This is a genomic window from Lautropia dentalis, from assembly GCF_003892345.1.
GTDB lineage: Bacteria > Pseudomonadota > Gammaproteobacteria > Burkholderiales > Burkholderiaceae_E > Lautropia > Lautropia dentalis.
On record NZ_RRUE01000001.1, the window covers coordinates 1,887,405 to 1,909,465 of the forward strand.

9 protein-coding genes are annotated in these 22,061 nt (G+C 67.8%); 6 read left to right on the top strand and 3 right to left on the bottom strand.

The window, feature by feature from the left end; translation table 11 throughout:
• Nucleotides 1-131: 131 nt before the first annotated feature.
• The gene (locus EHV23_RS07355; RefSeq protein WP_125095348.1) at nt 132-2,015 is read right to left on the bottom strand and encodes a hypothetical protein; all 1,884 of its coding nucleotides are present in this window, start codon (nt 2,013-2,015) and stop codon (nt 132-134) included.
• Between the two features lie 250 nt (nt 2,016-2,265).
• Here EHV23_RS07355 and serA point away from each other — a divergent pair, with 250 nt between their 5' ends.
• On the top strand, nt 2,266-3,492 hold the full coding sequence (gene serA / locus EHV23_RS07360) for a phosphoglycerate dehydrogenase (RefSeq protein ID WP_125095349.1): 1,227 nt from the start codon (nt 2,266-2,268) through the stop codon (nt 3,490-3,492).
• A 236-nt stretch (nt 3,493-3,728) separates the two neighbouring features.
• Complete coding sequence (locus EHV23_RS07365) at nt 3,729-4,247, top strand: CreA family protein (protein WP_125095350.1); 519 nt, start codon at nt 3,729-3,731, stop codon at nt 4,245-4,247.
• 65 nt (nt 4,248-4,312) lie between these two features.
• Here EHV23_RS07365 and EHV23_RS07370 read toward each other — a convergent pair whose 3' ends face one another.
• On the bottom strand, nt 4,313-5,359 hold the full coding sequence (locus EHV23_RS07370) for a TonB-dependent receptor (protein ID WP_238990318.1): 1,047 nt from the start codon (nt 5,357-5,359) through the stop codon (nt 4,313-4,315).
• A gap of 894 nt (nt 5,360-6,253) precedes the next feature.
• Here EHV23_RS07370 and EHV23_RS07375 point away from each other — a divergent pair.
• From EHV23_RS07375 to recD, 4 genes are read left to right on the top strand one after another with little or no spacing between them, the layout of a single operon-like run.
• The gene (locus tag EHV23_RS07375) at nt 6,254-9,220 is read left to right on the top strand and encodes a DEAD/DEAH box helicase (RefSeq protein ID WP_203228901.1); all 2,967 of its coding nucleotides are present in this window, start codon (nt 6,254-6,256) and stop codon (nt 9,218-9,220) included.
• Nucleotides 9,221-13,375 carry an exodeoxyribonuclease V subunit gamma gene (gene recC / locus EHV23_RS15215; protein ID WP_203228902.1) on the top strand — a complete coding sequence of 1,385 codons (4,155 nt, stop codon included), beginning with the start codon at nt 9,221-9,223 and terminating at the stop codon, nt 13,373-13,375.
• A 5-nt stretch (nt 13,376-13,380) separates the two neighbouring features.
• A complete protein-coding gene (locus tag EHV23_RS16025; RefSeq protein ID WP_420813048.1) occupies nt 13,381-18,510 on the top strand; it encodes a UvrD-helicase domain-containing protein in 5,130 nt (1,709 codons plus the stop codon).
• A complete protein-coding gene (recD, locus tag EHV23_RS07395) occupies nt 18,507-21,101 on the top strand; it encodes an exodeoxyribonuclease V subunit alpha (protein WP_238990320.1) in 2,595 nt (864 codons plus the stop codon). The genes EHV23_RS16025 and recD overlap by 4 nt, the downstream gene beginning before the upstream one ends.
• Here recD and mnmC2 read toward each other — a convergent pair.
• Nucleotides 21,092-21,910, bottom strand: a complete 819-nt coding sequence (gene mnmC2 / locus EHV23_RS07400) for a tRNA (5-methylaminomethyl-2-thiouridine)(34)-methyltransferase MnmC2 (RefSeq protein WP_125095351.1) — start codon at nt 21,908-21,910, stop codon at nt 21,092-21,094. The genes recD and mnmC2 overlap by 10 nt on opposite strands.
• Between the last annotated feature and the right edge of the window lie 151 nt (nt 21,911-22,061).

Consider the following 22,061-nt stretch of genomic DNA (forward strand, 5'->3'; position numbering starts at 1 on the left):
ACCTGCCGTGCGCAGGCAAGGCTGCGCGCCCTGGCAAGCAGGGCAGCGCCAGCAGCGCGCGGATTCGGGGGAGGACAACGCCCCTGGGATCGTGCAGGACAGGACGGCCGTGCCGCCGCGCCCTGCACGGATCAGGACTTTTCGTCCCTGTTTTCGTCCTTGCCGTCCGGGGTGCGGCCCTTGTCTGCATCCCGGTTGCGATTGGCCTTGCTGCCCAGCCCGAAGCTGTTGCCCAGGGCGGCACGCAGCTTGTCGGCCATGGCCGAATTGCCGGGGAAACCGCCCGGACGGCCACCGCCCGGTGCACCGCGGCGCTCGCCTTCACGGCGCCCTTCCGGATGACGGCGATCTGCCGGACGCCCCTCACCGTGCCGGTGCCGTTCGCGGTTTGGCCGGCCCTCGCCACCGTGGCGTGGCCCGCGGGCCTGTGATTGTCCGCCGGATGCGGCCTGTCCATCTGCAGCGGCCTGGCCGTCGTGTGGTGGACGACCCCGGCGCTGGCCCGGCTTGCCGCCCTGGCCTGCGTTGCCATCGCGGCCGTGGGGGCGCTTGCCGTCTTGGGGACGGGCCGCGTGCCGGGGGCCTTCGCTGGACGCAGCCGCGTTCCGGCCGCCGGCGGCCGCTTCGCCCTGTGCGCCGGATGCCGGCGCTGCGCTGCCGGGCCTGTGGGGCCTGCCCTGGCCGGGCTGGCGCCCACCACCGCCCTTGCCACCGTGGCGTCCGTCTGCGCGGCGGCTGCCACGCCCCGCATCCTTGCCCTGCCGGTTGCCGGCAGGCTGCTGGGGTGGCTGTTTCTGGCGGAATTCTTCCGGAATGTCCTGCGCGCCCGTTTCGCCGAAGTGCACATCGAGGCTGCGGCTGTCGTCGAAACCGAGGGTGGCGTGTACGGGGGTGTGCCACTGGATCGATTTCAGCGAACCCAGCACCTGCCGGTGCAGGGCGTGCACGCGGGCGGCCATGGCCATGATGTCCGGGTCCACTTCACTGAAGGTGTGGGCCAGCTCGATCTGCAGATGCAGCGGTGCGGCCGGTGCCAGCGACATCATGCTCTTGCGCAGCGTCTGGCGGATCTGGTTGCTACGCTCGCGTGGCAGGGCGGGCGCAGGTGTGCCGGCCGTCGGGGCAGAGGCAGCCACGCCGGCTGCTTCGGTGCTGGGTTCTGTGCTGATTGCGTCGGTGCCGCCTGTTCCGGCGCTGGCTTCAGTGCTTGTGGCTTCGATGCCGGTTGTTCCGGTGCCAGTTTCAGCGCTGGTCGCTTCAGTGCTGGCTGCTTCGATGCTGCCCGCTTTGGTACTTGCCATATCGGTACCGGCTGCCCCAGCGGCAGGCGATGCAGCGCCGGAGGCCGCAGGAGACGCGCCATCCGTGACGCTCGGCGTGTGCAGCAGGCTGCCGGCCATGCGTTCGGTTTTCTGCAGCAGGACCTTCTGGGCGAACTTCAGCTCGGTGGGCGTACTCTTTCCGTTCTGGAAACTGTGGCGGATGTTCCTGCGTTCGGAGACCAGGCGGGACTCTTCCCGTTGCAGGGAGGCAAAACGGATGTTGCCCGCCAGTTTCGACAGGCGCCGGATGCCATGCGCCACCATCACCAGCGCGGCGGCGATGCGGGCGTCGATTTCCTCGGCCTCCGGTGGCAGGGGAATCTGTGGGGCGATGGCCGGGGTGTCCTGCTGGGCCGGCGCCTTCGTGGAGGGTGCGTCCGGTGTGGGAGCTGTGCCGGCAGCAGGTGTGGCGTCCGTGGGGGCTGTGCCTTCTGCGGTGTCCTCGGTGGGCACCGTGCCTTCTGTGGCCGCCGGGGCTTGTGCGTGTGGCGCCTCCGTGACGGCGGCCGTGACTTGTGGAAGTGACGCTTCCGGAATGGCAGCAGGGGTGTCCGGGGGGGCAACGGTTCCGGTTTCAGGTGAAACCTGCGGGGTGGATGCCGCTTCTGGGGCCGACGGGGCCTGCAGTGTGGACACGGTACCGTGTTCGGGGGTATCGGAGGAGGCTGGAGAGGAGGGGACTTCGGTGCTCACGACAGGTGCTCGGGCTGAAAGGGAACAGGCATGCCCGGGATTGTGCTACATATGCGCGCCAAACGTCAGCAATGACAGGCCGGTGCGTTATCATTGGTTGTTTTGGTCACCCGTGCATCCGTGGGCGTCTCATGCCCGCAGGTGTGTCCGCGGGGCATGCAGGATGCCACCGGGCCGGCCCGCAGGAGGAGCGGGCCGGCCGGTGCCCGTGGCAAGGGGGCTGGCTGTCTATTTGTGGAGGTGGAACGACGTGCGTCTCTCGCTCGAAAGAAACAAACTGAAGGTCGTGCTGCTCGAAGGCATTCATCCGTCGGCGGTGGAGGCGTTCACGGCCGATGGCTATACCCAGATCGAATCCCATCCGAAGGCGCTGGAAGGTGAGGCGCTGGTCGAGGCCATCCGTGATGCCCATTTCGTGGGATTGCGTTCGCGCACCCAGCTCACCGCCGGGGTGCTGGAGCAGGCCCAGAAGCTGGTGGCCGTGGGGGCCTTCTGTATAGGCACCAACCAGATTGCGCTGGAGGCAGCGGCACGGCGCGGGGTGCCGGTGTTCAATGCGCCGTTCTCCAATACGCGCAGCGTGGCCGAGCTGGTGCTGGCCGAGATCATCATGCTGATGCGGGGCATTCCCGAGAAGAACGCCCTGCTGCACCAGGGCGGCTGGATGAAGAGTGCCGCCAATTCGTTCGAGGTGCGCGGCAAGACGCTGGGCATCATCGGCTATGGTCACATCGGCACCCAGATCGGCCTGATGGCCGAGCACATGGGCATGCGCGTGGTGTTCTATGACATCGAAACCCAGCTGCCCCTGGGCAATGCCCGCCAGCTGTCCTCCCTGGACGAGCTGCTGGCCGGGTCGGATGTGGTGAGTCTGCACGTGCCCGAAACGCCGTCGACGAAGAACATGATGGACGCGGCCCGCATTGCGAAAATGAAACGCGGCAGCTTCCTGATCAATGCCTCGCGTGGCACGGTGGTGGATATCGATGCGCTGGCAGCGGCGCTGGAAGCGAAGCACATTCTGGGGGCGGCCATCGACGTGTTTCCGGTGGAACCGAAGGGCAACGAGGGCGAGTTCCAGTCGCCGCTCATTCGCTTTCCCAACGTGCTGCTCACGCCGCACATCGGTGGTTCCACGGGCGAGGCCCAGGAAAGCATCGGCCGCGAGGTGGCGTCCAAGCTGATCCGCTACAGCAACAATGGTTCCACGCTGTCGGCGGTGAATTTCCCCGAAGTGTCGCTGCCGGCCCATCCCGGACTGTGCCGCCTGCTGCACATCCACCGCAATGTGCCCGGCATGCTCACCCGCATCAACGAGCGGCTCTCGAACGCCGGCATCAACATTGCGGGGCAGTACCTGCAGACCAACCAGCACGTGGGTTACGTGGTGGTGGATGTGGAGTCCGGATCCAGCACCGAGGCGCTGAACGAGGTGCAGGCCATCGAGGGCACGATCCGCGCGCGGGTGCTGTACTGAGCGCGGAGGCAGCAGGGCCATTCCGGTCGTTCTGCTGCCCGGCCCTCCTGCTGTTCTGGCCGTTCCGGTTGCCTCTGCCGCTCCTGCAGGGCAGGGCCTGCTGCCATGGGGCGGGTGTCGTGGGGACGGCCGCGCCCTCGGGGCAGGTTGCCTGACTCACCAGATGTAACCTCTGCCGGCGGGCGTGGGGGCAGTGGGATGTTAGGATAGGCGCCTGCCACAACCCCATGACGATCATGAAAAAATCCCTGATTTCCCGCGCTTTCGCCCTGTCGGGCGCTGCTGCCGTGGTGGCTGCCGGGCTGCTGGCCGGTACGGCGCCGGCCGTGGCCAAGGACAAGGAACGCACCATCGGCATCGTGGACACCACGTTCAAGCTGCTGACGCGTGACGATGACATCATCGTCGAAGCCTATGACGATCCGGCCGTGCAGGGCGTGACCTGCTATGTGTCGCGGGCACGTACCGGCGGCATCAAGGGCTCGCTGGGCCTGGCCGAGGACAAGGCCGAGGCTTCCATCTCCTGTCACCAGGTCGGCCCGGTGCAGATCGACAAGCCGCTGAAGAAGAAGGAAGACGTGTTTTCCGAGCGGCTGTCCATCCTGTTCAAGCGCCTGCGTGTGGTGCGCATGGTCGATACCGACCGCAATGCGCTCGTGTACCTCACCTATTCGGACAAGCTGATCGACGGCTCGCCGAAGAACAGCGTCTCGGCCGTGCCCATTCCGGCGTCCACGCCCATTCCGGTGAAGTAATTTCCCGGCATCGAGGAAACGAAAAAACCCGTCGAAAGACGGGTTTTTTCGTGGGATACGAGCGATCAGAAGTCGAACGAGGCGCTCAGGCTGAAGGTGCGCGGGGCACCCTGGACCAGGTAGCCGGCACCGGGGTAGCCACCCGACGAGGCCCAGTATTTGCGGTCGGCCACGTTGTCGATGCGGGCACGCAGCGTGACCAGCTTGCCCTGCACGTCCAGTAGGTAGCGGGCGCCGATGTCCAGACGGGTCCAGGCCGGGGCTTCCAGCGTGTTGGTGCTGTTGGCCTTGACGCTGCCGGTGTAGAGCACGCGCGTATCGAGCGACAGACCCTCGACCCACGGCGTGTCCCAGTCCAGGGCCATCGACAGCTGGTGCTTCGGCACGCCGATCACGCGCTTGCCGTCGGTGGTGGCCGAACCGGTGCTGCGCTGCTTGGCATCCAGGAAGGTGATGCCGCCCAGCGTGCGCAGGTGCTTGATGGGCTCGCCCTGCACGGTCAGTTCCAGACCCTGGTGACGGTCCTTGCCGGCAGCGACGAAGGTGTTGGCGCTGTTGACATAGGCGCGCGGCTTGTCGGTGCTGAACAGGGTGGCTGCCACGATGGTGTTGCCCAGATCGTATTTCAGGCCGACTTCCTTCTGCTTGGCCACATAGGGCTTGAGCGACTGGCCGGCGTTGGTCACGGCCACATTGTTGCTGGTGGCGGGGGCGGTTTCACCCTGCGACAGACCTTCGATGTAGTTGGCGTACAGCGACAGGTTGTTCTGCAGCTTGTAAACCACACCCGCCATCGGGCTCACGCGGCTCTGGTCGTAGTGGGCCGTCTGCGCGCCGGTCTGCACGCTCCAGTCGTCCACGCGCAGGGCCTGGTGACGGGCACCGACGGTGACCAGCAGCTGGTCACCCAGGAAGCTCATCGTGTCGCCCAGCGCGATGCTGCGCAGCTTGATCTTGCCAGCCAGGGCCGGGTTGTCGAAGGCAGCCTCGGCAGCACTGGAGGTCCAGTCCGGGCGGGCATAGAAGCTCGGCGAATACAGGTTGGTGGTCATCGACGTGCCGGCAAAGTCGAATTTCCAGCCGTTTTTCTTGCGCGACTGGTAGGTGCCCACGGTACCGACCACCTCGTGTTTGATGTCGCCGGTGGCAAATCGACGGCAGGCGCCGATGGCCGGCGGACGGGGGCTGACGGGCGTTGGGCGCAGGGCAGCGCGGAGGAGGGCCTGGAACGCTGTGTGGCAGGAATGCAACAGCAAGGGGCGATGGTGCGAATGACGCCATGGCACGCGTCAATGGGCTGTCCGGTCACGCATCGCGTGATGGGATGGACCTTTTTTCTGGTATGATGCCGCCACCTTTTGCAACAAAGGTGGAGCGTATACGGCCATACAGAAGGCCGGCGCTTCCATTCGCATCGATATCTGGCCCCCGCGATGTATCCGGGACACCCGACACGGCGGTGTCCAGTGCATCTGCATTCCGGTTGGCGTCGATGAACCGCACGTGATCCGTCAACCCCAGGGTACGCCCCCACATCGTTTACAGGGTACCCACAGGCCGTGGTGCCTGCAGGCAGCGTGAATGACACTGACTGCACAGGGCAGGGCCTTCCAGCGGGAAAAACCCGCTTCATGTCTGCCAGTCATTTCTGAACATCGTCCTACCGTACGTCCCGGCTCCCGGGGTCGTTGCCTTGCGTTTGTGCCTGTGGCCGTTCCGTTTGGGTGCGGGCTGCAGCCAGCAACGCGGGGTACGCCCGGCGCGCTCGGGGTGTGAAGAAGCGGCGAACAGACCCGTTGCAGCGTGCGCAGCGGGGGCAGGCAGGGCTGCACGGCGTTTTCAGGGCTGCACGGTGTTTTTCGCAGGTCATGAAAAACGTCCGGGCGGTTCGCGAAGACCGGAGCGTTGGGACGCATGCGTCCGTGACACGCTCCCGCGAAAAGAGAAACAGCGGCTGCAGCCACGAGTCCGGCAGGCCGCCTGAACGAGCAAGTACACAGCAAATCATGAAAGACCAAGAGAAGAAACGCCAGGCCAGTCACGATCTGGAGAGCAGCCTGGAACATGAAGCAGCGCAGATGGCGCAGGAAGAGGCCCTGGGGGCTGGTGACGCAGGCGGTGCCGGCAGCACCGCTCACGACGGCATGCACGATGACCCGGCCCGCAGGGGCCTGGATGAAGCGGCAGCGGCCATCGGCGCCAAAGGCGATGATGCCGAAGACGGAGAGGCCCTCGATGCAGAAGGTGAGGGTGCCGAAGATGCAGCGGTCTTCGGTGCCGGCGATGAAGATGTCGTCGATGCCGGGGTTGATGAGGACGACGATGAAGTCTCCGGTGATGAAGCCTTCCCGCATGGCGCGGGTGACGACGGCTTCGACGATGAGCGCAGCGACGACGAAGATGACGACGACCCGTACGACGGCGACGAAGATGTCGGGGCCCTGGATGATGATGCCGGGCTGGACGATGAAGGTGATGACGACAGCGACGACGATACGGATGGCGATGAGGGCGACGAAGAGGATGAGCCGGCGCCGCTGCATGCCGATCCCTTCGTGGAAGCCACCGACGCGAGCTTTGCCGAACTGGGGCTGATCGATCCGCTGGTGCAGGCCCTGCAGCGGCTGGACATCATTCATCCGTCGCCGGTGCAGCTGCAGGCCATTCCGGTGCTGCTCTCGGGCAGGGATCTGGTGGCATCCGCCCCGACCGGCACCGGCAAGACGGCCGCCTTCCTGCTGCCGGCCCTGCAGGGGGTGGCGCTGACGGCGCAGGAGCGCATGGCCGAACGGCACGCCCGCCATGAGGAAGCCGGTGAAGATGAGGACGGCCGGGGCCGCCGCGGCAAGGGCCGCCGGCCGCAGCGTCCGGCCTTCGGCCCCAGCGTGCTGGTGCTGACCCCCACCCGTGAGCTGGCCCAGCAGGTCACGCGCACCAGCCATGCGCTGTCGCGGCTGCTGCCGCGCACCAGCACGGTGTGCATCACCGGCGGGGCGTCGTATTTCCAGCAGTCCCGCGCGCTGTCCATGCCCTACGAGGTGCTGGTGGCCACGCCGGGCCGGCTGATCGACCAGCTGGAAAACGGCAAGATCGACCTGTCGGGCCTGAAGATGCTGGTGCTGGACGAAGCCGACCGGATGCTGGACATGGGCTTTTCGGACGACGTGTTCCGCATTGCCGAACTGCTGCCGAAGGAGCGTCAGACCGTCTGCTTCACCGCCACGGTGTCGCACGATGTGCGCAACCTGGCCGACAAACTGCTGAACGAGCCGGAATGGCTGACGGTGGAGCGCAGCGAGGAGGCCCTGACGCCCATCGACGACCACGTGGTGTATGTGGACAACCCGGGGCATCGTGGCCAGCTGCTGCGTGCCTGCCTCAACGACAGCGGGCTGGGCCAGGCCATCGTGTTCACCGCCACCAAGCGGCATGCCGAGGCGCTGACCGAGGAGCTGCTGGCCGAGGGTTTTGCCGTGGATGCCCTGCATGGCGACATGAACCAGCGTGAGCGTACCCGGGCGCTGAATCGCCTGCGCCAGGGTGAGTGTCAGGTGCTGGTGGCCACCGACGTGGCGGCACGTGGCATCGATGTCTCGACGCTGACGCACGTGATCAACTTCGAGCTGCCGCGGGTGGCGGAAGACTACGTGCACCGCATCGGCCGGACCGGCCGGGCCGGCGCCAGTGGCCAGGCCATTTCGTTCGTGGGGCGCGAGGATGTGATTCCGCTGCGCAAGATCGAGCATTTCCTGGGCCGTCATATTCAGGTGAGCGAGTTCCCCGGACTGGAAGCCCAGTTCAAGCCGGAGCCGCCGAAGAAACGCCACAAGAAAAAGGATGCCCGCCGCGAAGGCTTTGGCAAGGGACGTTTCGGGGGGCGCGACGCCCGGGGTGATGGCCGTGGCCGCGAGGGCCGCTCGTTCGGACGCGGACGTTTCGACCGTGGCGAGGGCCGGGGGCGCTGGGAGCGTGATGACGCCCGCGAGGGCGGCGGAAGCTGGAACCGTGATGACCGCCAGGGCGGTGGCCGCGGTGGCTGGGGGCGCGATGACCGCGACGGTGGTTTCCGCGGCGCAGAGCGTGGCTTCGGTCGCGGTGAAGGTGGTTTCGGGCGCCGGGAGGGCCGTGGCTTCGAACGCGGAGAACGTGAGGGCAAGGGCTTCGACCGCCGAGATGGCTTTGGGAGTGGACAGCCCGGGAGCGATCGCAAACCGTTCGCCCGTCGTGAGGATGGAGATTTCCGCCGTCGTCCGGAGGGTGAGGGTCGCAGCTTCGGCCGTCGTGACGGGGATGGCGGTGATCGCCGTTTCAGCCGTGATGATCGGGGTCCGCGCTTTGGTGGACAGGACCGTCATGGCCGCTTTGGCGATGGCGAGCGTCGTGGCCGCTTCGGGGGGGATGACGGCCGTCGCAGCTGGAACCGGGACGAACGCGGTGAGCGCAGCTTCGGTGACCGCGAGGATCGCCCGCAGCGTGCGCGTTTCGGTGACGACAGCCGTCCATTCAACCGTGAACGCCGCGAGGGCGGTCGCCCATGGGAAAACCGCAGCGACCGGGGCCGTGAGGATCGGGGTGGCTGGCGCGGTGGGCGCGATGACGACCGTCGCGGTTTCCGCGCCGACCGTGAGGACTGGAAACCGCGCCGCGAAGGCGAGGGTGGCCGTGAGGGTGGCGACCGTCCGGCCTGGCAGTCGCGCAAGCCGTGGGAAGAGCGCCAGGGCGATGACCGTGGCGGCCGCCGCTTCGGGGGCGAGCGCGACGACCGGGGTGGACGCCGCTTTGGCGGTGATGACCGCGGTGGCAAGCGTTTCGGTGGTCGTGACCAAGGCGGTTTCCGCGGTCGTGACGATGGCCGTGGCGGGCGCTTCGGGAACCGCGACGGCGGGTTTGGCGGTGGCCGCAAGCGTGCTCCGGCCTCACTGGACCCGGACCGTGCCTTTCGCCAGGCCCGCGACGGGTCGGGAGAGGACTGAGTGACGCAACCCTCCGACCGCGATCTGGCCGCCGGTTTCATCGTCATTCATGGCAACCAGTCCGAAACGCTACGCGACCTGCTGTGCGACTGGATGCGGGCGCATCCGCTGGCGCCCCTCGAAAATGAAGTCATTCTGGTGCAGAGCAACGGCATCGCCCAGTGGCTGACGCTGTCGCTGGCGTCCGACCCGGCGCCCGGGACGGACGACGGGACGGCAGACGGGATGGATGATGCCGGGTCGGGGCCGGCGGGTACGGCGCCGGCTGGCATTCATCCGGGGTCGTCCGGCCCTGGTCACGGGCTGGGTATCGCGGCCGCGCTGGACATCCAGCTTCCCTCGCGCTTCATCTGGCAGGCCTACCGGGCCGTGCTGGGCGATGATGCCGTGCCCGAGCGGGCGCCGTTTGGCAAGGATCTGCTGACCTGGCGGCTGATGCGGATGCTGCCCGGCCTGCTGCATCAGGAGGTCTTTGCGCCGCTGCGCCGTTTTCTGGAGGACGATGCGCTGTTGCGTCGCCGCCACCAGCTGGCGGCGCAGCTGGCCGACCTGTTCGACCAGTATCAGGTGTATCGCGCCGACTGGCTGGCCGACTGGGCGGATGGGCACGATGTGCTGCGCACGGCGCGGGCCGTGGCGCCAGCAGGGGCAGTGGGGTCAGCGGCGGCTCTGGCTGTGGCGGCGGAGGAAGGCGGGCGTTCGGGTCTGACAGGTGCGGGCGCCGGTCTGGATACCGAGGGGCACGCGTCGTTCATGTCCTCCAGCCAGAATCTGCATGCGCAGACGATGCGGCAGGGCATGCCGTCAGGCGTGCGGCCCGTGCCGGCGGAGTCGCTGTGGCAGCCGGCGCTGTGGCGGGCGCTGCTGGCCGATGGTGATGTGGCCGACATCGACCGCAACCGGGCTGCCGTGCACGAACGTTTCATGGCGGCCTGTGCCGACCCGGCGCGGGCGCGCCCGCAGCGGCTGCCGCGCCGGGTGCTGGTGTTCGGCATTTCGGCCATGCCGCGCCAGTCGCTGGACGTGCTGTCGGCGCTGGGGCGCTGGTGCCAGGTGCTGATGTGCGTGCAGAACCCGAGCCGGCACTACTGGGGGGACATCGTGCCCGAGCGGGCGATGCTGTCATCCCGGACGGGGCGTCATGCCCATCGGCCCGGTTTCGATCCGGACCGTGCGCTGCTGGCCGGTGTCGATCACGGTCAGGCGCTGCTGGCGGCATGGGGGCGGCAGGGGCGGGATTTCATCGGGCTGCTGGCCGATCATGACGAGCCGGAGGCGGCCGAACGCCGGATGCTGAGCATCGACCGGCGTGCCGATGTGTTCATCGACCACGATCCGGCCGATACGCTGCTCTTGCAGCTGCAGCAGGACATTCTGGATCTGGCGCCGCTGGCCGAGACCCGTCAACGCTGGCCGGCCATCGATCCCCGGCAGGACCGCTCGATCCGCTTTCAGGTATGCCACAGTGCGCAGCGCGAGGTGGAGGTGCTGCACGACCAGCTGCTGGCCGCCTTTGCTGCCGACCCCACGTTGCAGCCACGCGATGTGATCGTGATGGTGCCGGACATCACGCCCTATGCGCCACACATTCAGGCGGTCTTCGGGCTGTATGCCCAGTCCTGGGAGACGCCGGCGCCGGGCCATGAAGGAACAGGGGGTATGCATGGCAGGCGTGATCCGCGCTTCATCCCGTTCTCGATGGCCGACCAGCAGAGCCGGGCGCACGAGCCGCTGCTGGCGGCGCTGGAGATGCTGCTGGGGCTGCCCCAGGGGCGCGTGACGGTGGCCGATGTGCTGGACCTGCTGGATGTGTCGGCCGTGCAGCGGCGGTTTGGCATCGAACCGGAACGGCTCGTGCAGCTGCGGCGCTGGATCGGGCAGAGCGGCATTCGCTGGGGGCTGGATGAGGCGCAGCGCCAGTCGCTGGAGCTGGGACGCATGGGCGACCAGAACAGCTGGCGCTTCGGACTGCGGCGTCTGCTGCTGGGTTACGCGGCCGGGCAGATGGCGGCAGGGGCCGGGGGGGAGGAACCGGCTTCGGACTGGCAGGGTATCGAACCGCTGGACGAGATCAGTGGCCTAGATGGCGAGCTGCTTGGACGCCTGCAGGCGCTGCTCGACGCCCTGCAGCAGGCCTGGCAGACCTGCTGCAGCGAGGCGACGCCGGCCGAATGGGGCCTGCGTCTGCAGGCGCTGCTGGACACCTTCTTTTGGGCGGATGACGGGCGGGAAGGGCTGCTGCTGGTGCGCCTGAACGAGTCGCTGCAGCAGTGGCTTGATGACTGTGCCGAGGCGCGGATGGACCTGCCGCTGCCGCTGTCGGTGGTACGGGAGCACTGGCTGGCCAGCATCGACGAGGACGGGCTGGGACGGCGCTTTCTTGCCGGCGCCGTGACCTTTGCCACGCTGATGCCGATGCGGGCCATTCCGTTCCGGCACGTATGTCTGCTGGGCATGAATGACGGGGATTTTCCGCGCTCGCGTCAGCCGGCCGATTTCGACCTGATGGCGGGCGACTATCGCCCCGGCGACCGTTCCCGGCGGGAGGATGACCGCTACCTTTTTCTGGAGGCGCTGCTGTCGGCACGCGAGCGGCTCACCCTCAGCTGGGTGGGGCGCAGCATTCATGACGACTCGCATCGTCCGCCCTCGGTGCTGGTGGCGCAGCTGCGTGACCATATTGCCGCGGGGTGGCGGCTGGCGGGCGAGGAGGGTGACTCCCCGGCGGCGCAGCGCAAGGGCGGCGAGGCGCTGCTGGCGGCGCTGACCACGCAGCATCGGCTGCAGCCGTTCAGCCGGGCGTATTTTGCCGGGGAAGACGGGCTGTTCAGCTATGCCCGCGAATGGCTGCAGGCGCTGCAGCAGGCCGATGCGGCGCGTGCGCGAGCCCGGCTGCCAGGCGAACAGGGTGCCGGAGCCGCGGGCAGGGAGGCACCGCAGTGGCCACTGCTGCCTCCGGCCGAATTCCCGGACGAACTGACACTGGCGGATCTGACGTCCTTTCTGAAGGCCCCGGTGAAGTATTTTTTTCAGAAGCGTCTGGGCATTTACTGGAACGATGATGAGGACGTGCTGCCCGATCACGAACCGTTCGGTCTGAATGGCCTGGCATGCTGGAAGGTGCAGGATGCGCTGGTGAAGGCCCAGCTGCACAGCCTGCGCGTGAACGAGCAGCAGGCTGGCCCCGTGGCGTGGCCGGCCATGCTGGAAAACGAAACACAGCGCGATGCCCTGCTGCTGCTGCTGGCGCCAGTGCGCGAACGTGCACTGGCGCAGCTGGCCCGTGCCGGTGAATTGCCGGTGGGTGCCTTTGGCGAGCTGCAGCGTGAAAGACTGGAAGAACCGCTGCCGAAAATGATGGCGGATTATCTGCACGAGGTGGCGCAATACCCGCAGGCATTGCCGGATGAGCCTTTCGTGTGGGAGCCGCCCGCCGATGGTTCCCTGCCGGCCGGGCTTCCACCGGTTCTGGGTACGCTGGACTGTCTGCGGACCCGTGCCGAGGGTGCCCGGGTCCGGCTGGTGCTGACGGCCAGTACCGTGGTGGACGGGAAAGGGAAGACGGACGAAAAGGCCTATCGGCTCGACCGCCTGCTGGACCACTGGGTGTATCACCTGGCGGGCAATCTGCAGGACGGCGCCATGAGTACGGTGCTGGTGGGCAAGGCGCAGGGGAAGGCATCTCTACGTCTCGATCCGCTGCCGCCCGGGGTGGCATTGCAGCACTGGCACGCGTTGCTGGATGCCTGGCAGCAGGGCCTGCGCCGTCCGCTGCCGCTGGCGGCGAAGACGGGATTTGCCTGGCTGAAGAAGCCCTGCCATCCGCCGGAAGCAGGCGCCGAAGAACTGCCATCGGGCGACGGGAAGCCCTCGGGCGCCGGGGAACCATCGGGGGCCGACGAACCATCCGATGCCCGTAAAAACTGGCAGGATCTGACCCAGACCTATGAAGGCGCCGGGGAAGAGGGCGGAAAAGGCCGTTTTGGAGGGCAGGGTGAGCGTGACAGCGACATGTATCTGGCACGCGCCTGGCCGGACATGATGGCACTCTGGCAGGCCGGTGAATTCGGCGAATGGGCCGAACGTCTGCTGCGGCCCGTGTGGGATGCGCTGCACCGGAGTTCCAGTAACGACAGCCAGAAGGATGGTGCATGAGCACGATGCGTACACCGGAAAATCCGAATGCAGCGGTGAAACCGGTCGAACCGCTGCGTTTTCCACTGCGCGGCAGCCGCCTGATCGAGGCCAGTGCCGGTACCGGCAAGACCTACACCATTGCGGCGCTCTATCTTCGACTGGTGCTGGGGCATGGCGGGCCGGCAGCGGCGTTTGGTTATGCGGGATCGCCGGATGTTCCGGATCTGGCTGTACAGGTGCTGCCCGGAGCGGCGGATGAGTCGCGCGCGCAGGCGCTGCCCGGAGAGGCGTATGAATCATGCCTGCAGGAACCATCCGGACAGGTGAGTGCGTTGCGTGCGCAGGAACCGCCCGGCGAGGCGGATGACGGTGCACCACGGCCGCTGATGCCTCCCGAGATCCTGGTCGTGACCTTCACGAATGCCGCGGCGCAGGAGCTGCGTGACCGGATTCGTGCGCGGCTGGCCGACGCGGCCGTGTTCTTTCAGGAAAGTGCACTGGCTGCCAGCCGGCTGGGGCTGATGCCGGGAGGGGGCGAAGCATTTCCGGAAGCGGCAGCGAACGAGCAGGCATTCCCTGATGAAAATGGGTTGCCGGCCGGAAATGCGCTGCCGGCTGGGAATACGCTGCTGACTGGAAATGCGCTGCTGGCTGCACATGGTTTGCTGACTGGAAGTGGGCTTCCGGTTGAAGGGGGGCTGCCGGTGGCCGATGACGGGCTGCTGCAGGAACTGCGCAACGATATTCCGGTATCGCGCTGGCCGGCGTGCGCGCGTCGCCTGCAGCTGGCGGCCGAATGCATGGACGAGGCAGCCGTCTTCACCATTCATGGCTGGTGCCAGCGCATGCTGCGCGAACACGCCTTCGACAGCCGGGGACTGTTCGATCTGACGCTCAGCGACGATACCTCCAGTCTGCTGGCCGAGGCGTGCCGCGATTACTGGCGAGTATTCTGTCAGGGGCTGGACCACGAGGCGGCGGTGGTGCTGCACGGCTGGTGGGATTCGCCCGAAAGCCTGCAGGCGGCCGTGAGCGACCTGCTGGAAAAAAGGGATGCCCTGCCGGGTGAGGGGCTGCCGCCGGCACAGGCGCTTGGCCAGGCACGGCAACAGCGGCGCGAAGCGCTCGAGCGGCTCAAGGCACCGTGGCGGGAGGGCTGGATCGATGAGTTGGCGCAGTTTTTCGGGAGAGCCTACGACCCTGCATGCAAGTGGTTGAATGGTCGTGTTTACCGGAACAGCTGGAGTGGCCCCTGGCTGGACGCGTTGCGTGTCTGGGTACGGGAACCGGATCTGGTGGCGGTGCCCTTTGCCGACATCAAGCGCTTTGAAGGGTATGGGGATGGCGCCCTGCCCATGCGGGAAATACTGCAGCTCAACCGGAAACTGTCCGATTTCACGCCGGATAAACTGCCGGGATTGAAAAAATTGACCGCAGCAGCCTTGCGGGAGGGGCTTGCCCGGGGGGTGACTCCGGAAAAACATCCCCAGCTGGCCGCCATGCTCGGCCTCCCCCCCGACCGGCCCGTGCATCCGGCCCTGCAGGCCATGGAGGCGCTGCCAGCCGAACTGGCTGCCCTGCCGCCCGATGGTTACGAGTCCGTGCTGCTGCATGCGGTGCACTGGATCGAGGCGCGCTACCGTGCCGCGCGCGACCAGAAAAGCGAGATGAATTTCAACGATCTGCTCACGCAGCTGCTGCGTGCGCTGGATGAGCCGGGTGGAGAACAGCTGGCGGCACGCATGGCACGCCAGTATCCGGTGGCGATGATCGACGAGTTTCAGGATACCGATACGACGCAGTACCGGATTTTCGACCACGTCTACCGGGTGCGCGAGAACCTGCCACAGCAGGCCCTGATCATGATCGGTGACCCGAAGCAGGCCATCTACGCATTTCGGGGCGGCGACATTCATACGTACCTGAAGGCACGTCAGGCCACGGCCGGGCGTCATTACACGCTGGACACCAACTTCCGCTCGTCGGCGGCGATGGTCGGTGCGGTGAACCACCTGTTTTGCGCGGCCGAGCAGCGCACGGCACTGGGCGGGGCCTTTCGCTTCGTGGGTACGGGTGGTGCCAGTCCCCGGAATCCGGCCAATCCGCTGCCCTTCCTGCCGGTGAAAGCCAGGGGGCGCAGCGAGCGCTGGCATGATCCGGCCCATCCGGCAGGAGCACCGGCTCTGACATTCTGGATGATGCCGCAGGATGAGGCTGGTGCGCGGGCAACGGATGCCGCGACAGTTCAGGTGATGCGGCAGGATGCATCCGGTGCGCAGGGCGGGAACGGCACAAAAGGCGCAGATGGTGCGAAAGGTGCGGCCGGCGCAACAGGCACGGATGAGGGGGCAGCCGGCAGAACCGCAGGCGGCAGGCAGGAAAAGGAAAAGCGGGAAAAGGGGCTGTCGAAAACGGCGTACCGGGCGCATTACGCCCAGGTGACGGCGGCCGAGATCGCGCGGTTGCTGGCGGCCGGTGCGCGGGGTGAAGCGTATTTCTGGACGCCGGCTGCCCGGCAGGAGACAGGCGCGCCGGAAGAGGGGCTGGAAGGCGCGGCAGTGGGTGCTGGTGTTGCCCGACCGGCCGGGGCGGGGCACGCGGCAGGTCATTGCATGTCAGGGCATGGCGATGCAGGGCGCGACGATGCAGAACAGGGTGATTCAGCGCATCGCCGTCCGGTGAAGCCGGCGGACATGGCCGTCCTGGTCAATGACGGGCAGGAGGCCCGGGCCATCCGTCGCGCACTGCGGACGCAGGGTATTCGCAGCGTGTATCTGTCGGACAGTGAATCGGTCTTTGCCACGCCGGTGGTGGGCGAGCTGCTTTTCTGGCTGCAGGCCTGTGCGGAACCGGGGAATGCCCGGGCCGTGCGTGCGGCGCTGGGCACCTCGCTGTGCGGGCTGGATGCGCAGAGCCTGCTGCGGCTGTCGCAGGATGAGCTGTACTGGGAGGCGCAGGTGGCGCGTTTCATGCAGTACCGCGACATCTGGCGCCGGCAGGGCGTGCTGCCGATGATCCGGCGGATGCTGCAGGATTTCCGGGTGGTCGAGCAGCTGCTGGCGCGGGACGAGGAGCGCCAGCTGACGGATCTGCTGCATCTGAGCGAGCTGCTGCAGACCGCATCCGGCCAGCTGGAGGGCGAGCATGCGTTGATCCGCTATCTGCGCGAACAGCGCCGGCAGCCCGAAGGGGAGAGGGATGCCCGCAAGCAGCGGCTGGAGAGCGATGATGCCCGGGTGCGCGTGGTGACCGTGCACAAGTCGAAGGGGCTGGAATATCCACTGGTCTTTTTGCCCTATGCCTGTGCGGCCAGGGAGGTGGATCCGAAGGCATCGGGCGGAAAGACGGCATTTCTGTCGTGGCACGATGCGCAGGGCGATCTGCAGCTGACCCTGTGCGGCAGTGGCGAGCTGCCGCCGGGCGTTCGGGAGCAGGCGGATGAGGAGCGCCTGGGTGAGGATCTGCGCAAGCTGTACGTGGCGCTGACGCGGGCCCGTCATGCCACCTGGGTGGGCATGGCGCCACTGGACAGGCTGGAGCACAGCGCAGCCGGTCATCTGCTGGGGCTGGCGGCTGCCCCGGTGACACGCGTCTCGGGTGGGCGCCGGGATGAGGATGGCCCGGGGGAGGCGCCGGCCGGTGTGGCCGGGGGGCACGAGGGCAGGGCGGATGCCCTCGACGGCAAAACAGCGGATGTCGTCGATGAGGCCGTCGTGGATGCGAAGCCAGCGTCGACGGGCAGCCTTGCCGGTCGGGTGGAGAGCCAGGTGGCAGCGCTGGTGGCATCGGCACGGCCTGGTGAGATGGCCATGGTTCAGCGGGCTGCTGGCGAACATGGGGCGCAACAGCAGGCCGTGCCGGCGGAACATCCAGTTCGCTGGAAGACGCCACCGGCGCTGGCTGCCCGGCGCTGGCCACGCTGGTGGATTGCCAGCTATTCGGCACTGGACCGGGAGGACGGCGTGATGGCTGGTCCGGCGCCGGCCAGCCTGCCGGGTGGGCATGATGCGCTTCGGGGAGGGGCCGCGCTTTCGGGCGGCCATGATGCGCTTCGGGAGGTTTCCGTGTTGCCGGGAGGCCATGACGCGCTGCGAGGGGATTCCGCACAGCCGGCGCGCCGTGATGGGCACCGGGAGGATTCCGCGCTGCTGGGAGACAGTGATGCCCCCTACGGCGATTCGGTACTGACCGAGCGCTGGGCCGAGCAGCAGGGGGCCGATGCAGCGTGGCAGCGCCAGATGCAGGCCCGGGCGCTGCAGGACATGCCGGTGGACGGGATGGATTCGGGCGTGCTGCAGCATGCGTCCATCGCTGAGCGCATGGCAGGTTCCTTCCCGGGAGGGGGCTTGGTTCCTGATGTCCTGCGGCCCGTAACGGGCATACAGGCCGATGGGGAACTGGCCGGTGTGCATGCCTTTGCCCGGGGACCGCAGGCCGGTACCTTCCTGCACGGGCTGCTGGAATGGGCGGGACAGCAGGGGTTTGCCGCTGCTGCGGCTGACCGGGCGCTGCTGGCCGCGCAGGTGCGCCGGCGCCTGCAGCGGGTGCCGGCCTGGCAGCCGTGGGAGGACATGCTGACCGGCTGGCTGCTTCAGGTGCTGACGCAGCCGCTGCATTCCGCCGTGCTGCCGGTTTCGCTGCCAGCACTGGCAGACCTGCAGCAGTATCAGGTGGAAATGGGTTTCATGCTGGCCGTGAATGGCATCGACCTGCCGGGGCTGGATGCCTGGGTGCGGGTGAACACCCTGGACGGGGCGCCGCGTCCGGCACTGCTGCCCGGGCAGCTCAACGGCATGCTCAAGGGTTTCATCGATCTGGTGTTCGTGCACGAGGGGCGGTATTTCGTGCTGGACTACAAGTCGAACTGGCTGGGCAGCACCAATGCTGCCTACCGGCCGGAGACGATGGCGGCGGCGGTGCTGGCGCATCGCTACGAGCTGCAGTACCTGTTCTACGTGCTGGCGCTGCACCGGCTGCTGAAGGTAAGGCTGCCCGATTATGACTACGACCGTCATGTGGGTGGAGCGCTCTATCTGTTTCTGCGGGGGATGTCGGCGCCCTCGGGAGGTGTCTTTGCGGCCCGGCCCTCACGGGAGATGATCGAGACGCTGGATGCTGCCTTTGCCGGCAGGAAACGGGAGGTGGCTGCATGACGCGCAGGCCGACACGACGCGCCAGGGGCGCGCAACCGGACGGGCTGACGGGAGACCTGTTTGCCGGGCTGGATGATGAGGCTGCAGGCATGAAGAGCTTGCCCGGGGATGCGGCACCTGGTGTCGGGGATGACGCCGACCCTGACCGGCCCGCATGCACGGTTCGGAACGGGGTCTCCGATACCGTGTCGGATACGGGGACGGATGCCGCTCCCGGGCGGCTGACGCGTGCCGTCGGGGACGCAGCCCACGATGCGGCGGTGATCGATGGGCTGGATGCGGAACGGCATGCCGGGCAGATGCTGCTCCGGACCCCGGCCCGGATGCTGACCCTGCTGGACGCGTGGCAGACACAGGGGATGCTGCGCTACATCGATGTGGCGCTGGCCCGTTTTCTGGCGCAGGAGGTGCTGTCCGGGGGTGAACCGGACCCGGAAGCAGCCGGTGCGCTGGCCCTGGTGCTGCTGGGGGCGGCGCTCTGCAGTGCGCAGCTGGGCCAGGGGCATGCCTGCCTCGACCTGCAGGCCGTGACGGCCGATCCGGCGGGGATACCGGGCCTGCCGATGGCGGACGCGCTGCACGGCCTCGATGCGCTCCGGTGGCAGGCAGCGCTGCGGGCATGGCCGCAGCTGGTGTCGTGTCCCGCGCAGGCGGAGGATGCGTGCGCCGGACGGTTCACGCCGCTGGTGCTGGCACACGGCCGGCTGTATCTGCACCGTCTGTGGCGTTGTGAGCAGGATGTGCAGCAGGGCATTCTGCAGCGGCTCGGACGGGATGATGCGGCAGTGGCGGGTGCCATGGATGCACAGCGGGCAGCGGCTGCAGCGAATGGGGCAGATGCCATCGATGATGCGCAGACGGCCCGCCTGCAGCAGGCGCTGGATGTGCTGTTTCCGTCGGCCCTGACAGCCGGCGCACAGGCAGATACCCGTGCACCGGCCGATGCCGCTGACGACAGCGGAGGAGACACGGCAGCGGACCGGCCTGCCGGAGGGAAAGCCCCTGTAGAGAGCTGCCTGGTTGCGAGGCATGGGGCCGCAGCCATCCATTCCTCTGGTGGGGGGCGCGGTACTGCGGACCAGCCCGCCGACTGGCAGAAGATCGCCTGCGTGCTGGCTTCGCGCCAGCGCTTCGGGCTGATCACCGGTGGCCCCGGCACGGGCAAGACGACCACGGTGCTGCGGCTGCTGGCGCTGCTGCAGTGGCAGGCGCTGGCGACGCATGGAAAACCCCTGCGCATCGGTCTGGCGGCACCGACCGGCAAGGCGGCGGCACGGCTGTCGGGTTCGATTGCCGGAGCCATCGGACGCCTGCCGCTCGATGATGTCCCGCAGGGGGAGGTCATACGTGCAGCCATTCCCCATGCGGTGAGCACGCTGCACCGGCTGCTGGGCAGCCGCCCGGACTCGCGCCATTTCCGGCACGATGCGCGCAATCCGCTGCGGCTGGATGTGCTGGTGATCGATGAGGCGTCGATGATCGACCTGGAGATGATGGCGGCGGTCATGCACGCACTGCCTGCCTCTGCGCGGCTGATCCTGCTGGGCGACAAGGACCAGCTGGCCTCGGTGGAAGCCGGGGCCATCCTGGGCGAACTGTGCGCACGGGCGCAGCAGGGGCACTACTGGCCGGAAACGGCCATCTGGGTGAGCGAGGTGACCCGGGAGGTGGTGCCTCCCGCCCTGCAGGATGTGGCCGGAACGCCACTGGACCAGAGCATCTGCATGCTGCGGCACAGCCACCGCTTCGGGGCGGACAGCGGTATCGGGCGGCTGGCGGCTTTCGTGAACGCCGGGGATGTGCAGGGCGTGGCACGGCTGTGGCGCGAGGCCGGACAGGGGGCTGGCCAGTTTCCCGACATTGCCCGGTACGAGGTGGATGCATCCCGCCGGGGGCTGCGCGAGCTGGTGATCCACGGCCGGGGTGAAGAGCCGGTGGGTTACGCCCATTATCTGCAGGTGATGCATCAGCATCAGCCGGCGTCCGACGCGGACCCGGCGACGTTCGATGCCTGGGCGCAGCAGGTGCTGCAGGCGCACGGGCGTTTCCAGTTGCTGTGTGCGCTGCGGCAGGGACACTGGGGCGTGGATCACCTGAACCGGCAGATCGCGGTCTGGCTGCAGGGCGCCGGGCTACTGGCTGCCAGCGAGGGCTGGTATGCCGGGCGTCCGGTGATGATCACGCACAACGATTATGAGCTGGGCCTGATGAATGGCGATGTGGGCATCACGCTGGCCGGTCCGGGAGGACGGTTGCGGGTGGTGTTCCTGAATGACCGGGGGGCGGTCCGCTGGGTGCTGCCCAGCCGGTTGCAGGCAGCCGGCACGGTGTTTGCCATGACGGTGCACAAGGCGCAGGGCTCGGAGTTCGACCATGCGGCGCTGGCCATGCCGGAGGCGCTGTCGCCGGTGCTGACGCGGGAGCTGGTCTATACGGCCATCACCCGCGCGCGGCGCTTCTTCACCCTGGTGGGGCCGGCGGCAGAGGGCGAGGCCGGTACCCGGGGGCTGGACGATGTGATGGCCCGGGCGATCCGCCGGCAGGTGCAGCGGGCCAGCGGACTGATGGCGGGAGCGCTGTCTCAACCCTGAAGGCATGCGCTCAGGCAGTGGCGCTTGGGCGGCAGGCCGGGGCGTTTCTCGCAGACGAAACCGCTGGCGGCCAGGGCATCGCGCACGCTGCGGGCCACGCACCAGGTGGCCATCCGGGTACCGGGGCGGCAGTGGCGGGCCAGGGCCTGCAGTGTGCTTGCCTGCCACATGGCGGGATTCTTTCGGGGGTCGAAACCATCGAGAAAGACGCTGTCGGCGTGCAGGGGGCCATGCTGTTGCAGCCACGCGTCAAGCACGCGCGTGGTGTCGCCCAGCAGGATGATCAGTTCGACGGTGCCGTCCGGTACCTCTGTGGCCCCCGGGAAGCAGAAGTGCAGGACCGGGGCCTGCAGGGAGGCCCTGGCCCAGCGCTGGGCCAGCTGTGCGGCCAGTGGCTGCAGGACGGGATCATCGGCTGCCGCCTGCCGGATGTCGTCGGCGCCGACCGGATGGGCTTCGGTGGAGACGAAGCGCAGGTGCCGGGCCGTCCGGGCGTCATCGTCCGCGGAGGCGGGTGCTGGGTCCGGGCGGTTTGCCAGCCAGCTGGCCCAGGTGGACAGGAAATTCAGGCCCAGTCCGAAGCCGGTTTCGAGGATGGTCCAGCGGCCGGATGACAGCCAGGCCCGGGGCAGGCCGCAGCCGCCCAGAAAGACGTGCTCCGCCTGGGCGCGGGCACCGCTGAGCGTGTGGTAGCGGTCACCATACAGGGGGCTGAAGGGCTGGCCGTCCTGCCAGGTGATGAGGGCCGGGCCGGCGGGCAGGGCGGCTGCATCGGCGGTTCCATAGGCGGGGGCCTGTCCGGCAGGCATGGCCGGTACAGCCGGAAGGCCGGATCGTGAAGAGGATGTGACCGCAGGGGTGGCCGGTGAATCCGGAGCAGGTGCCGGGAATCCGGAAGCAGGGAATGGTGACATGTGGGAAGGGAACCAGCCGGGGTTTGGTGGGGCGAATGCGTCCATG